Genomic DNA, 13,929 nt, shown 5'->3' on the forward strand with positions numbered 1-13,929 from the left:
GGTGACCCTGTTTTCAGACCGGTCCGGCTCAGCCGGGCCGGTTTTTTCATGGCCGATCGTCCTGCTCGTCCGCTGATACGCGGCCCTCAGGCGGCCCGGATGCCATCGAGGAACCGCTGGATCTCGGCGGAGAGCCGCTCGGACTTGCGCGCCATGCCGCGTGCGGTGCCGAGCACCTGCTCGGCCGCGCCGCCCGTCTCCTCGGCCCCCTTCGACACGTCGGCGATTTTGCCGATGACCGCCTCGGTGCCCTCCGCGGCCCGCGCGACGCTGCGCACGATCTCCTCGGTGGTCGCGCCCTGCTGCTCGATCGCGACCGCGACCGTCGTCGCGAGCCCGCTCACTGCGTCCACGGTCCGGCCAATCCCCTGGATCGCGTCGACGACCTGCCGGGTCGAGGCCTGAACCGCGCCGATTCGCGCCGCAATTTCCTCGGTGGCGGCCGCGGTCTGCTCGGCCAGCGCCTTGACTTCGGTCGCCACGACCGCGAAGCCCCGGCCCGGGCCGCCTCGATGGTGGCATTGAGCGCCAGCAGGTTGGTCTGACGGGCGATGCCGGCGATCAGGCTGGCGACCGCGCCGATCTGCTCGGCCCCGTCGGCGAGGTCACCCACGAGGGCGTTCGTGCGCTGGGCCTCGGTCGCCTCCTGCGCCGTCCGGGCCGAGGATTGCGCCATCTGCCCGGAAATCTCCTGGATGGTGACCGCCATCTCCTCGGTGGCGGCGGCAACGCTCTGAACGCTTCCGGCCGTCTCCTGCGCGGCCTCTGCCACGCGCGCGGCCCGCGCGCTCGTGTGCGACGCGGTCCGCGTCATCGCCTCGGCGGCCGCCTGCATCTCCGTGGCCGCCGCCGCGACATCCGTCATCAGGATTCCGGCCCGGGTCTCGAACGCCTGAGTCAGGTCGCCGAGGATCCGAGCATGCCGTGCCTCCGCCTCCGCCGCGCGCACAGCCGCCCGGTCGAGCCCGGAGACCGGACCGGCGACATACCCGCCGGCGAGAGTCTGCATGCGGCGACCGAGTTGGTCGAGGGGGCGCGTGATGCTGCGCCCGATCAGGACCGAGCCGGCAATCCCGAGGGCGCCGACGCCGAGGAGGAGGCCGATCGCCGCGAACGCGAGCGAGGAAAAGGCAGCCCGGATGTCATCGGTGTAGGTCCCGGCTGCGATCACGATGTTCCAGGGCTGGTACCTGACAGCGAACGTGGTCTTCGCGTACAGGCCCTCATGTCCGGGCCGAGCGTATTGATACGTCATCATGGCCGTATCGGACGTCTTCTGCAGGTCCATCAACGTCCCGGCCACGCGCACGCCGTTGACCCGGGTCTCCAGCTGATTGCTGCCGACAAGTCTGCGATCGGGAACCGCCACGGCCGTGCCGTCCATCGCGTAGATGGCGACGTAATTGGTGCCGTCGTCGAAGCGCATGGCCATGGCGGTCTCGGCAAGCTCCGCCAGGGCCGCCTCCCGGCTCAGGGCCCCGTTCCTCACTCGGGTCTCGAGATTCTGCGCATAGCTGGTGAACAGCTCCGTGATAGCGCGGAGCGATTGCAGCCGCTCGGACAGCGTCTCCTGGTAATACAGCCGCAGACCGGCAGCCCCCATAAGTGCAACAATCAATCCGGTGATTGCAATTTGCGCCATGATCCGGCGCGATAAACTATTCTTCCATAATTTAAAGAACATCATGCATCCCCGCAGATCGCCAACGTAAGCGATACGGGTGCGCGATCTGGTAAATCTGGACGGACATGTCAAGAAAGCTTTGCAGATCAGGATTTAGATCTACAAGTTGCGCCAATGAGATCTGAAGATGAAACGAAGTGATCGCTCTCTTCGCAGCGGAACCGCCAGACCCCATGACGGGCCGTCATCCTGGAAGCGGAACCTGAGATCACCTCATCTCCGCGCGCCCGGAGGACGCGAACGGCCCCGCGGACCGGCTCGACCTTGCCCGGCCTCCGACGCGGGATCGGCGCCGGCCTGTGGGCTCTGGGGACGATCGGGCCGGTTGGCCGGATGCCGTTGCGGCCCAGCGGAACGGCGCGCCGGGCTTCGCCGCCGGCGCGATCCGGATCCGGACACCGCTACCCGATCCGCGCGGTGACCTCGATCTCGACGCGCATCTCGGGGCGCAGCAATCCGGCCACGATCACGATCGTGGCGGCCGGTCGAACATCGGCCAGCACCCGGCCGCAGACCGCCAGCACCGCCTCGGCATCGTTCCGGTCGGTGACGTAGTAGGTGGCGCGCACGATACCACTGAGGCTGGATCCGGCCTCTGCCAAGACGTCCCGGATCGTCCGCCAACAGGCCTCGGCCTGCGCGGCGGCGCCCTCCGGCATCGTCATCGTGGCATAGTCGTAGCCGGTCGTCCCGGACAGGTAGACGGTATCGCCGTCAACGACCGCCCGGGAGTAACCGTAATCCCGCTCGAACGGCGAGCCCGACGTGATCAGCCGTCGGCTCATCCGCCGCGCAGGGCTTCCAGCACCTTGCCGCCGGGCCGGCCGGTCGGGGTCATGCCGAGGCGACGCTCCACGTCCTTGATGGCATCCCGGGTCTTCTGGCCGACCTTGCCGTCCGGCTCGCCGACATCGTAGCCGCGGGCGGCCAAGCGGGTCTGGAGATCGCGCCGCTCGGCCCGCGACAGGGGCGGATCGTCGGTCGGCCACGCCGCCTGGACGCCGGCCTTGCCGCGCAGCCGGTCGGACAGGACCGCGATGGCGAGGCCGTAGGATTCGGCGGCGTTGTACGAGTAGATCGCGTCGAAATTCTTCGTCACCAGGAAGGCCGGGCCGTCGATTCCGGCGGGCGCGATGATCCCGGCGGGACCGTCGCCCGAGAGCGGGCGGCCATCCGCTCGGGTGACGCCCAGCGACGCCCAATGGGCGACCGGCTTCTTGTTCTTGCGCCCGGCGGCGCCGACGTTGAAGCCGCGGGGCAGCTTCACCTCGTAGCCCCAGACCTGGCCGTGCTGCCACTTGGCGACGTGCAGGAAATTGGCGGTGGAGGCGACGGCGTCGGCGACCGAATCGACCACGTCGCGCCGGCCGTCGCCGTCACCGTCCACGGCGAGGCGGTGATAGGTGGTGGGCATGAACTGGGTCTGGCCGAAGGCGCCGGCCCAGGAGCCGGTCAGCCGCTCCGGCGCGATGTCGCCGCGCTCGATGATCCGGAGGGTGGCGATCAGCTCGCCGCGGAAGAAGTCCCGGCGACGGTTGTTCGAGCAGGCCAGCGTCGCCAGGGATTGCACCAGCGGCATCTTGCCGAGATTCTTGCCGAAATTCGATTCGACGCCCCAGACCGCCGCGATCGTGTAGCGGTCGACCCCATAGCGCGACTCGGCCTGGGCCAGAGCCGCCGTGTTCTGGCGCATGGCCGCGCGGCCGTCCTCGACCCGCTCGTCGTCGACCAGCGCCGCCATGTAGTCCCAGATCGGTGTCTTGAACTCGGGCTGCGCCTGGGACAGCTCGATGACCTTGTCGTCGTAGCTGATGCCGCTCGTGGCGGCCCGGAACGTCTGCGCCGAGACGCCGGCCGCGGCCGCCTGGGACTGGATGCCGGCGAGGCAGCTGTCGAAATCCGCCCATGCCGGCAGGCTCGCCAGCGGCAGGGCCGCGATGCCGGCGAGCAGCCCGAGCGCGCGCGCCAATCTCGGTCCCGTCGGGTGCTTCGGCATTCTGGCGATCCTCACGATGGGGGCGGAGTCTGGGCGCGGATTCAGGCGACATGAGGGTTAACGAAGCGTGTGACCCGGCTGCATCGCCGCGACCCTGAGCGCGGTCGGCGCACCGCGCTCAGCCCGGAGCGGCGGCCGGATCGTTGCGTCGGAGCCGCTCCAGATAGGCGCAGAGCATATCGGCCAGCGCGTCGGCATAGTCCTGCGGGGCCGCTTCCGTGGAGGCCTGCTCCGAGATGCGCTCGCCGACCTCGCCCAGGGCCATGGCGATGATCTCACCCGCCCGGAGCCGGTCCGGCTCGGCCGTGCCGGGGAGCGCCTCGCGCAGGAAATCCCGGAAGACTCGCGAGCCGGCCAGCTGCGGCTCCGCGGCCTCCGGCGCGTCCCGATAGTCCGGCGCCGCATCGTCGAGCGCCCGACGCATGGCCGCCTCCTCACATTCCGAGCGCACGAACGCGTGCACGGCGGCGCGCAGCCGCTCGCCCGGCGGCGTGTCGCGGGTTTCCAGAATGGCGGCGAGCCGCGCAGAGGTGTCCCGCCATTCATCGCTCTGCAGCTGGAACAGGATCGCCGCCTTGTTGGGGAAGTACTGGTAGAGCGAGCCGATGCTGACCCCGGCGCGCTCGGCGACGCGCGCGGTGGTGAAGCCCTGGGTCCCGACCTGCGCCAAAACCTGAGCGGCCGCCTCCAGGATGGCCGAAACGAGGTCGCTGGAGCGGGCCTGCCGGGGCTGTTTTCGTCTGGAAATTCCGAGACTTGGACGGTCAGCCATGGGGCGGGGCTCGGAACGCGAATAGCGAGGGTCAGGGCGCGCCGGTACTCTGCGTCTTGTTCAGACGAACGCCAAGGCGGAAAGCAACAGACCATGTCACGTCAGATCTCAACCCTCGCCGAACCCCCTGTCTCGACGGTGTTGGACAGTCTCTTCGCGCAAGCCGAGGCATCCTTACCGCTGACGGCCATCGCCGATCTTTCCCCGGACGAGCGGGCGCGGCTGATGGGCAGCAAGACCGGCTACCGTGACTTCTACGGCCGTCTCAAGGACATGCCGCTCGCGGTCTCCCGCGAGACCGGGCGGCTGCTCTACCTGCTGGCGCGCGGATGCCGCGCCCGCACGATCGTCGAGTTCGGCACCTCCTTCGGCCTCTCGACGCTCCACCTCGCCGCAGCCCTGCGGGATAACGGTGGAGGCCGGCTGATCACCTGCGAATTCGAGCCGTCCAAGGTGGTCCGGGCGCAGGCGAACCTGACCGCCGCCGGTCTCGCGGATCTCGTCGAGTTTCGTGAAGGCGACGCCCTCCAGATGCTGAGCCTCGACCTGCCGGACACGGTCGACCTGCTGCTGCTCGACGGCGCCAAGGGGCTCTATCCCGAGATCCTCAGTCTCGTGGAGTGCCGTCTCCGGCCGGGCGGCCTCGTCGTCGCCGACAACGCAGATGACAGTCCCGACTACTTGGCCCGGGTGCGCGCACCGACCAGCGGCTACCTGTCCGTCCCGTTCGCCGAGGATGTCGAGCTGTCGATGCGGCTCGGCTGAACGCCACGCCCCCCCGGGGGCTGATGGACGGCCGCCTCGGCACGCGGCGGCCGCCGTCCGGTGTCCTGGAGAGTTCGGGCCGATCAGGCCCATTCCCGCTGGGCGAGCTTCTGCTCGTAGGCGTCGATCGCCGAGGCGCGCTCCAGCGTCAGGCCGATCTCGTCAAGCCCGTTCAGCAGGTTGTGCCGTCGGCCGGCATCGATATCGAAATGCAGCTTGCCGCCGTCCGGCCCCTTGATGGTCTGGGACTCCAGGTCGACCGTCAAAGTCGCGTTCGCGCCGCGCTCGGCGTCCTCGAACAGCTTCTCCAGGTCCTCGGGCGACACGACGATCGCCAGGATGCCGTTCTTGGCGCAGTTGTTGAAGAAGATGTCGGCGAAGCTCGTGGAGATCACGCAGCGGATGCCGAAATCAGCGAGCGCCCAGGGGGCGTGCTCCCGCGACGAGCCGCAGCCGAAATTGTCGCCGACGACCAGGATCTTGGCGTTCCGGTAGGCGGGCTGGTTCAGCACGAAATCCGGGTTCTCCGAGCCGTCCTCGCGGTAGCGCATCTCGGCGAACAGGCTCTTGCCGAGGCCCGTCCGCTTGATCGTCTTGAGGTACTTGGCCGGGATGATCCGGTCGGTGTCGACGTTGATCGTCCGCATGGGCGCCGCGACGCCCTCCAGGATCGTGAACTTTTCCATCGTTTGACGGCCCGTGACGGTGGCTCTTCGTGGCGCCGGTTTAGCAGCCGCCGGCGCCGGCCGGAAGCGTCACGCCAGGTCCCGGGCCGCGGCCCGGGACAGGGTGCCGTCGTGGAGCGCGGAGGCGACCAGCGCCCCCGCCAGCCCCGCATCGCGCAGAGCCCGCAGGTCGTCCGGGCCGCGCACGCCGCCGGCCGCGTAGAGGCGGCGATCCGGCGCCCGGGCCCGGAGAGCGCCGAGCGCCACGACGTCCGGTCCGGCCCCGGCCCCGACCTGGGCGAGGGTCATGGCGATCACCTCCGTCGGCCAGAGCGACGGGTCGTCATGGAGCACCGCCGGGCCGAGCCGCTCCGCGCCGCGCGTGTCGAGGGAGAACACCGCCCGGTCACCCAGCCGCGTTACCAGGCCGGGATCTGACTGGCTCTCGCTGCCGATCACCGGCCGGCCCAGGCCGGCGGCCAGGAAGGCCTCCACCCCCGCAGCCGCGGCGAAGCCGGCATCCACCCACAGGCCGATGCCCGGGCAGGCGCGGGCGATGGCCTCAAGCGCCCGGAGATCGGGCGCGGCCCCGTCGATGATGGCGTCGAGATCGGCGACGTAGAGGAGGGCGCCGGGCCAGGCGTCGAGGAGCCCGCGCGCCACCGCGTCGGGCGCGGATCCCTTTGCCAAGGGCGTCTCGATCGGGGCATAGGAGGAGCGCTCGCCGCGGCGCGCCCGCACCACGCGGCCGCCCCGGAGATCGAGCACCGGGATCACCGCGAAGCCGGGGCGCCCGATCCTGTGGTCCGTCGAGGCGCTCGTCGCGTTCATATGCGCTCACCATTCCCAAAGACGATCGGGTGGGACCTCGGCGGGGTCCACGTCAAGGCCGCGCTGGTCGAGGACGGCCGGGTCCTGGCTGCCGCGCAGGTCCCATGCCCGCTCTGGCAGGGGGTGCCGGCCCTCGACCCGGCGCTCGCGGCCCTGCCGGACTGGGCGCGCGGCGAGGCCGCGCACGCGGTCACCATGACCGGCGAGCTGACGGATTGCTTCGCCGACCGGCGGGACGGCGTCGCGGCGCTCTCTGGCTGGGCTGCGGCGCACCTGACCGGCGCCGTGCGGATCTATGCCGGCCGCTCCGGCTTCGTCGCCCCGGAGGCGGCCGCGGAGGTGGCGGCCGACATCGCCTCGGCCAATTGGCACGCCACCGCGGCGCTCACCGGGCGAATCGTCCCGGACGCGCTCCTGATCGATATCGGCTCCACCACCGCCGACCTGATCCCGATCGTTGGCGGCCGCCCGGTGGCCTCCGGGTACAGCGACGCGGAGCGCCTGGAGAGCAGCGAACTCGTCTACACCGGGGTCGTGCGCACGCCGGTGATCGCGCTCTCCGACCACGCCCACTTCGCGGGCCGACGCACCCGGCTGATGACCGAGACCTTCGCCCACATGGCGGACGTCTACCGCATCCTCGGCCTGCTGCCCGAGGGGGCCGACCAGCAGACGAGCGGCGACCGGAAGGGCAAGTCGGTGGCGGAGAGCGAGACCCGGCTGGCGCGCATCGTCGGCCGTGACCGGGCGGAGGCCCAGGCCGCGGCCTGGCCGGCGCTGGCCGCGCATTTCGCCGAGGCGCAGCTGCGTCTGCTGCACGACGCCGCCGCGCTTCTGCTCACCCGACCCGACCTGCCGCCGGAGGCGCCCCTGGTCCTCTGCGGGGCCGGCGCCTTCCTGGGCCCGCGCCTGGCGGAGCGGCTCGGGCGGCCGTCCAGCCTGCTGGTGTCGCTGCTGGGGGACCGGATCGCCGGCGCCCGCGACGGAATCTCGACCTGTGGGCCGGCGGTTGCGGTCGGCCTCATCGCCGCGGAGGAGACAGTCGGATGAGCGCCATCAAGATCCTGGCCCGGATCCTCACGGCCCGGGTCGGGCCGCATATCGAACTCGCCGTCGAGTCGGAATCGGGCGAGGTCCTGAAGGTGCTCGCCACCGAGGACCAGATCGACAGGCTGGTCGACGAGTTGGAGGATATCCTCAACTCGCCCGCCGAGCCGGAGGATGACGGGCCGCCCGAGGCGGCCTGACCGTCCGGATCGCCATGAGCCTGATCGCCGCCAAGATCATCGTCACGCCGACGCTGATGTGGGCCGTCTCGTCGGCCGCGCGTCGGTGGGGCAGCCTCGTGGGCGGCCTGCTCTCGGGATTGCCGCTCACCTCGGCGCCGATCTCGATCTACCTCGCCGCCGAGCAGGGCGAGCGCTTCGCCGCGGACGCCGCCGTCGGCTCGGTCGAGGGGCTGGGCGCGGTCACGGCCAGCTATCTCGCCTACGCCTTCTGCGCGCCGCGGATGGGCATCGTCGCGGCGATCCTTCTGGCCCTCGAGGCCTTCGTCCTCGGGGGTGCCCTGCTGCACGGCGTGATCCAGCCCGGCCTGTGGCTGGCCACGGCGATCGACCTGCCGGCGATGGCGCTGGCGGTCGCCCTGTGTCGGACGACCGCCGAGTCGCCGGCCCGCCGGTCCCAGCCACCGCGCTGGGACATGCCGGCGCGGCTCGCGGCCGCCACGATCCTGGTCCTGCTGGTCTCGACGCTCGCTCCGCGCCTCGGCCCCGGCCTGAGCGGCGTCCTGGCGCCGGTCCCGATCATCTCCTGGCCGCTCATCGCCTTCGCCCGGGCGCAGGACGGGGTCGGGGCCGCGCTCGACGTGGTGCGCGGCAGCGCCCAGGGCGCCTTCGGCGTGCTGGCCTTCTATGTCTGCGTGCACCTGCTGCTCGGGCGGATCGATCCGGCGACCGCCTATGCCGTGTCGATCGCGACGTCGGCCGCCTGCGTGCTGCCCTGGCTGCTCGCGCGACGGCGCCCCCGGTCGGCGTGATCGCGGCATGCCGACGCGACCGCGGAGGTGATGATGCTGCCGGAGACCGAGGTTCCGACGCTCGCCCCAGGCTACGCCACGGTACCGCCGGGCCACCTCGCCACCATCGTCACCAGCCTGGAGATGCTCCGCCCGCCGCCCCCGCGTCCCGGACGGCTGTTTCCCCCCGGCCTCCGCCTCGAGCCCCTGGGCCGCCCCGAACCGGAGACCTACCGGACCCTGTTCCGCGAAGTCGGCGCCGACTGGCTCTGGTTCTCGCGGCTCACCCTGGCGGACGGCACGCTCGCCACGATCCTCGCCGACCGGGATGTCGAGATCTTCGCGCTGCGCCAGGAGGGGCGGAATCTCGGCATGCTGGAACTAGATTTCCGACAGTTCGGCGCCTGCGAACTCGCCTTCCTCGGATTGATTGGGTCCCTGGTCGGGACCGGGATCGACCGCACGCTGATGAATACGGCGATCAGCCGGGCCTGGGCGCGGCCGATCACGCGGTTCTGGGTGCATACCTGCACCCTCGACCATCCCGGCGCTCTCGCCTTCTACCGGCGCTCGGGCTTCGACCCCTTCGCCGTCCATGTCGAGATCGCACCGGATCCGCGACTTGACGGGACCCTGCCGCGGGACTGCGCCTCGCACGTGCCGCTGCTCGGCTGACACGACACGCGAACCCGGCAAACGAAAAAACCCGCGGCCTCGCGGCCGCGGGTCTGTGTTTTCAGCGTCGCGCGCCGGTCAGGCGGCGCTGCGCTTGCGGGCTTCCTGCTTGGTGTCCACGCCGGCCGCTTTGATCTCGGACAGCTTCTGCGCGACGTTGCGCGAGAACACGAACTCGGCCGGGCGCTGGTTCTCCAGGCTGACCTCGGGCGCCATCGCGCCGTCGGTCTTGATGCCGCGGATCGCGTGAACCAGCGGCTTCCAGGGCTTGCGGACCGAATCGACCACCGAGGAGGCCTCGTAGCCCGAGTGGACCATGCAGTCGGCGCATTTCTCGTAGTTGCCGGTGCCGTAGGCGTCCCAGTCGGTGGTCTCCATCAGCTCCTTGAAGGTCGCCGCGTAGCCCTCGCCGAGCAGGTAGCAGGGCTTCTGCCAGCCGAACACGGTGCGGGTCGGGTTGCCCCACGGGGTACAGTGGTAGGTCTGGTTGCCGGCCAGGAAGTCGAGGAACAGGCCCGACTGCTGGAAGGTCCACTTCTCGCGGCCCTTCTCCTTGCCGTGCCGGAACACGCCGCGGAACAGATCCTTCGTCGCCTTGCGGTTCAGGAAGTGCTTCTGGTCGGGAGCGCGCTCGTAGGCGTAACCGGGGGAGACGGTGATGCCGTCGATGCCCATCCGGGTCACGCTGTCGAAGAAGTCGGCGATCTTCTCCGGCTGGGAATTGTTGAAGAAGGTGCAGTTGATGGTGACGCGGAAGCCCATCTCCTTGGCCTTCGCGATCGCCGCCACGGCCTTGTCGTAGACGCCGCGCTGGCACACCGACTGGTCGTGCATCTCCTTGTCGCCGTCCAGATGGATCGACCACGTGAAGTACGGGCTCGGCTTGTACTCCTTGATCTTCTTCTCGAGGAGCAGCGCGTTCGTGCAGACGATGGCGAACTTCTTCTGGGCGATGATGCCCTCGACGATCTGCGGCAGATCCTTGTGCAGGAGCGGCTCGCCGCCGGCGATCACCACCACGGGGGCGCCGCACTCGCGCACTGATTCGAGCGCGTCGGCGACCGGCAGCCGCTTGTTCAGGATCTCGTCCGGATAGTCGATCTTGCCGCAGCCCGCGCAGGCGAGATTGCAGCGGAACAGGGGCTCCATCATCATCACGAGCGGGTAGCGCTTGCGACCCGTGAGGTGCTGTTTCAGGATGTAGCCGCCGATCTTCGCGACGTACCGGAGGGGGATACCCAAGATTGCGGCTCCTTCACTTCGTCGGCCCCGGGGTGATCGGGGTGCTTAACGCGAAAAAATCTCGAATTCCAGCGATCTAGCTTGGAACTGATCTCAAACGACCCCATTCCAGCCGCGCCGCGACGCCTTATTTCGCGCCTGACGCAACCGCGCCACATGGATCGAACGGGCAGAACGTGTTGGCGGTGAAACCCGGTCGCCGAGGACAGCCTGTGCATTGCGTCGGCAATACGACCGCAAGCCCAGGTTTAGTCCCCGCGCCGCAAGTGCCGTGCGCTAGCGCACATCGATCCCGCAAGGGCTGCGCCGGGGCAGCCGCGTTGCAATCTGGCATCGCTCTCTTTACTGAGCCCCGTGGCTGCGATGCAAGGTCGGGCCCGTGGCGAATGGCTGCGCTGCGGCCCATATCGGGCACGATCGGCTTGCGCATGCGTTTCGCACGGCCGGACTGGGCGGCGCGGTGTTCCTCGAACACGATGCGCGCCCGAACGGATTGCCGGACGGTCGGCACCGGGCACTGAACCCCTCTGGGCCGGTCGCCGGGGTTCCGATGAACCGGATGGCAGGAGCCGGGCGCGCTGGGTGCGGGTCCGAGGCGAACAGGCAGGGTGCTCGTGATCGAAAGTCTCGTTGCGTTATCGGTGCGGTATCGGTGGATCGTCATCGCCCTGGTGGCGTTCGTGACGGTCGCAAGTGCCGGGATCGCGGCGCACCTGTTCCGAATCAATACCGATGTCGAGCGGTTGATCGATCCGAAGGAGCCCTGGCGCCAGGACGAGATCAATTTCGAGAAGGCTTTCCCGCAGCGAAGCAACACGATCGTGGCGGTCATCAACGGCGAGACGCCCGAAGAGACCGAGGAGGCGGCCGCCAACCTCGCGAAGGCGCTCACCGCGCATAAGAACCTGATCGAGACCGTCTATCGCCCCGACGGCGGCCCGTTCTTCGACAAGAACGGCCTGCTGCTGATGTCCCAGGCCGAGCTCGACAAGACGCTGGAGGCACTGACGCAGCAGCAGGGTCTGCTCGGGCCGCTGGCAGCCGATCCGTCGCTGCGCGGCATCATGCGGGTGCTGACGCTGGGCGCCCGCGGCGTGAAGACCGGCGATGCCAAGCTCGAGGATCTCGAGAAGCCCATGGGGCAGATCGACGGCACGCTCCAGAAGGTTCTGGCGGGCCAGCCGGCGCGGATGTCGTGGCAGGAACTGCTGGCGAACGGCCAGACCAGCGTCACCGACAAGATGAAGTTCGTGATCATCCAGCCGGTGCTGGATTTCAACGCGCTGGAGCCCGGCTATCAGGCGACCAAGCTGATCCGCAACGTCGCCCAGGATCTGAAGATCGACGCGCAGCACGGCCTGCGGATGCGCCTGACCGGCACGGTGGCGGTGGCGGACGAGGAATTCGCGACCCTGTCGGAGGATGCCGGCCTCAACAACAGCATCATCGTCGGCGCGATCGTCCTGTTCCTGTGGCTGGCCCTGCGATCGGGCAAGCTCGTCGGCGCCGTGATCATCACGACCTTCGCGGGCCTCATCGTGACGGCGGCGCTGGGCCTCGTGATGGTCAAGGAGCTGAACCCGATCTCGGTGGCCTTCGCGGCGCTGTTCGTCGGGCTCGGCATCGATTTCGGCATCCAGTTCTCGGTGCGCTACCGGGCCGACCGCTACGAGCAGCCAACCCTGGAGAGCGCGATCCGCGCCGCCGCCCGCGGGGTCGGCTGGTCGCTGACCCTCGCCGCGGTGTCCCTGGTGGCGGGCTTCTTCGCGTTCCTGCCGACCGCCTTCCGGGGCGTGTCCGAGCTCGGCCTGATCGCCGGCGTCGGCATGGTCGTGGCCTTCCTGTTCTCCCTGACGCTGCTGCCGGCGCTGATCGCGGTGTTCAAGCCGGAGGGCGAGAAGGCGGCGGTTCAGACCGAGTGGCTCGTGGGCGTCGATCCGTGGATCATCCGCAACCGCAAGCCGATCCTCATGGCCGTCGGGCTCGTGACGTTGGCGGGCGCGCCGCTGCTCTGGAACCTGCCGTTCGACTCCAACCCGATGCATCTGCGCAGCCCGAAGACGCAATCGATCGCGACCTATCTCGACCTGATCAAGAATCCGGAGACCAGCCCGAACCTCATCGACGTGCTGGCCCCGAACGTCGAGGCGGTCCCGGCGCTGACGAAGACTCTGGCGGCGCTGCCCGTGACGGCTTCGGTCAACAGCATCGATACGTTCGTGCCGCGGGACCAGGATAAGAAGCTCGCGCAGATTGCCGACACGGCCCAGCTGCTCGATCCGGTCCTGAACCCCGGCCGCCGGCCGCCGCCGCCGACCGACGCCGACAACGTGAAGGCGCTGAAGGATACGGCGACCGCCCTCAACGGCGTCGCAAGCGATGCCAAGGGCGACGCGAAAGGGGCCCAGGCGGCCAAGCAGCTCGCCGGCACCCTGGACAAGCTCGCCGCCGGTCCGGTCCCGCAGCGCGAGGCTGCGTCCTTCGCCCTGACGAAGGATCTGGGTCCGCTGCTGGCACGCCTGCGCGACCTGCTGCACCCCGACAAGATCACGCTGGACAACCTGCCGCCGCAGCTCAAGGCCGACTGGGTCGCCGCCGACGGCCGAGCGCGGATCGAGGTCCATCCGAAGGGTGATTCGAACGACGACCAGGTGCTCCGGACGTTCTCGGACGAGGTCCTGAAGGTTGCGCCCCATGCCACCGGCGCGCCTGTCGCGACCACGCAGTCGAGCTACACGATCCTGGGCGCCTTCGTGCAGGCGGCGGTGACGGCCTTCGTGCTGATCTTCGTCATCCTGTCGGTGGCCCTGCGCAAGCCCTGGGACGTGGCGATGACGCTCGGCCCGCTGGTGATCGCGACCCTCTGGACGCTGATGGCCCTGCGCATCGTCGGCATGCCACTCAACTTCGCCAACATCATCGCGCTGCCGCTGATGCTCGCGGTCGGCGTGGCGTTCCACATCTACTACGTGATCGCGTGGCGGGCGGGCGTGAACGACATGCTCGCCTCCAGCCTGACGCGCGCGATCTTCTTCTCGGCGCTCACCACCGGCAGCGCCTTCGGGTCGCTGGTCCTGTCCAGCCATCCGGGCACGGCGAGCATGGGCAAGCTGCTCGCGCTCTCGCTGTTCTTCACCCTGGTGGCGGCATTCTTCGTGGTCCCGGCAACGCTCGGCGAGCCGCCGGTGCAGCCCGACGAAGACCGTCCCGAGGCCGAGAAGGCCGCCGGCGCGGCCCTGCGGAAGAGCGTGACGCGGAAGGATCCGGTGCCGGCCAAATAGG

The 13,929-nt window shown here is 69.6% G+C and carries 12 protein-coding genes and 1 pseudogene; 6 read left to right on the forward strand and 7 right to left on the reverse strand.

The annotated features are described in order from the left end of the window. Nucleotides 1-86: 86 nt before the first annotated feature. From AC3WSN_RS04040 to AC3WSN_RS04055, 4 genes and pseudogenes are all read right to left on the reverse strand, one after another. Nucleotides 87-1,687, reverse strand: a pseudogene (locus tag AC3WSN_RS04040) (methyl-accepting chemotaxis protein). A 398-nt stretch (nucleotides 1,688-2,085) separates the two neighbouring features. After that, a complete protein-coding gene (locus AC3WSN_RS04045; RefSeq protein WP_192710978.1) occupies nucleotides 2,086-2,469 on the reverse strand; it encodes a RidA family protein in 384 nt (127 codons plus the stop codon). Then, nucleotides 2,466-3,680 (reverse strand): lytic murein transglycosylase, encoded by a 1,215-nt coding sequence (locus tag AC3WSN_RS04050; RefSeq protein WP_492536454.1) that lies wholly within the window; start codon nucleotides 3,678-3,680, stop codon nucleotides 2,466-2,468. Before AC3WSN_RS04050 ends, AC3WSN_RS04045 begins: the two co-directional genes overlap by 4 nt. Before the next feature lie 118 nt (nucleotides 3,681-3,798). Continuing rightward, nucleotides 3,799-4,452, reverse strand: a complete 654-nt coding sequence (locus AC3WSN_RS04055; protein ID WP_192710980.1) for a TetR/AcrR family transcriptional regulator — start codon at nucleotides 4,450-4,452, stop codon at nucleotides 3,799-3,801. 93 nt (nucleotides 4,453-4,545) lie between these two features. Between AC3WSN_RS04055 and AC3WSN_RS04060 the strand changes: the two genes are divergently transcribed. After that, nucleotides 4,546-5,217: an O-methyltransferase gene (locus AC3WSN_RS04060; protein WP_492536457.1), complete on the forward strand. Its 672-nt coding sequence runs from the start codon at nucleotides 4,546-4,548 to the stop codon at nucleotides 5,215-5,217. 83 nt (nucleotides 5,218-5,300) lie between these two features. Here the strand turns inward: AC3WSN_RS04060 and leuD are convergent, their stop codons facing one another. Continuing rightward, nucleotides 5,301-5,903 (reverse strand): 3-isopropylmalate dehydratase small subunit, encoded by a 603-nt coding sequence (leuD, locus tag AC3WSN_RS04065; protein WP_192710982.1) that lies wholly within the window; start codon nucleotides 5,901-5,903, stop codon nucleotides 5,301-5,303. A 69-nt stretch (nucleotides 5,904-5,972) separates the two neighbouring features. Continuing rightward, a complete protein-coding gene (locus AC3WSN_RS04070) occupies nucleotides 5,973-6,713 on the reverse strand; it encodes a HisA/HisF-related TIM barrel protein (protein ID WP_492536459.1) in 741 nt (246 codons plus the stop codon). Between AC3WSN_RS04070 and AC3WSN_RS04075 the strand changes: the two genes are divergently transcribed. Genes AC3WSN_RS04075 through AC3WSN_RS04090 form a run of 4 tightly spaced genes read left to right on the forward strand, consistent with a single transcriptional unit; the run spans nucleotide 6,714 to nucleotide 9,405 of the window. Next, the gene (locus AC3WSN_RS04075) at nucleotides 6,714-7,763 is read left to right on the forward strand and encodes a hydantoinase/oxoprolinase family protein (protein ID WP_492536460.1); all 1,050 of its coding nucleotides are present in this window, start codon (nucleotides 6,714-6,716) and stop codon (nucleotides 7,761-7,763) included. Then, on the forward strand, nucleotides 7,760-7,960 hold the full coding sequence (locus AC3WSN_RS04080) for a hypothetical protein (protein ID WP_192710985.1): 201 nt from the start codon (nucleotides 7,760-7,762) through the stop codon (nucleotides 7,958-7,960). Before AC3WSN_RS04075 ends, AC3WSN_RS04080 begins: the two co-directional genes overlap by 4 nt. Nucleotides 7,961-7,974: 14 nt before the next feature. Continuing rightward, complete coding sequence (locus AC3WSN_RS04085) at nucleotides 7,975-8,751, forward strand: hypothetical protein (protein WP_492536462.1); 777 nt, start codon at nucleotides 7,975-7,977, stop codon at nucleotides 8,749-8,751. 33 nt (nucleotides 8,752-8,784) lie between these two features. Beyond that, nucleotides 8,785-9,405, forward strand: a complete 621-nt coding sequence (locus AC3WSN_RS04090) for a GNAT family N-acetyltransferase (RefSeq protein WP_492536464.1) — start codon at nucleotides 8,785-8,787, stop codon at nucleotides 9,403-9,405. A 78-nt stretch (nucleotides 9,406-9,483) separates the two neighbouring features. Here AC3WSN_RS04090 and hpnH read toward each other — a convergent pair whose 3' ends face one another. Further along, entirely contained in the window at nucleotides 9,484-10,647 is a 1,164-nt protein-coding gene (gene hpnH, locus AC3WSN_RS04095; protein WP_492536465.1) for an adenosyl-hopene transferase HpnH, read from the reverse strand. A gap of 614 nt (nucleotides 10,648-11,261) precedes the next feature. Between hpnH and AC3WSN_RS04100 the strand changes: the two genes are divergently transcribed. Beyond that, nucleotides 11,262-13,928, forward strand: coding sequence for an MMPL family transporter (locus AC3WSN_RS04100; RefSeq protein WP_192711043.1), 2,667 nt, complete (start codon nucleotides 11,262-11,264; stop codon nucleotides 13,926-13,928). The last annotated feature ends 1 nt before the right edge of the window (nucleotide 13,929 follow it).

This window comes from Methylobacterium sp. FW102-HT35C08, from assembly GCF_058790235.1.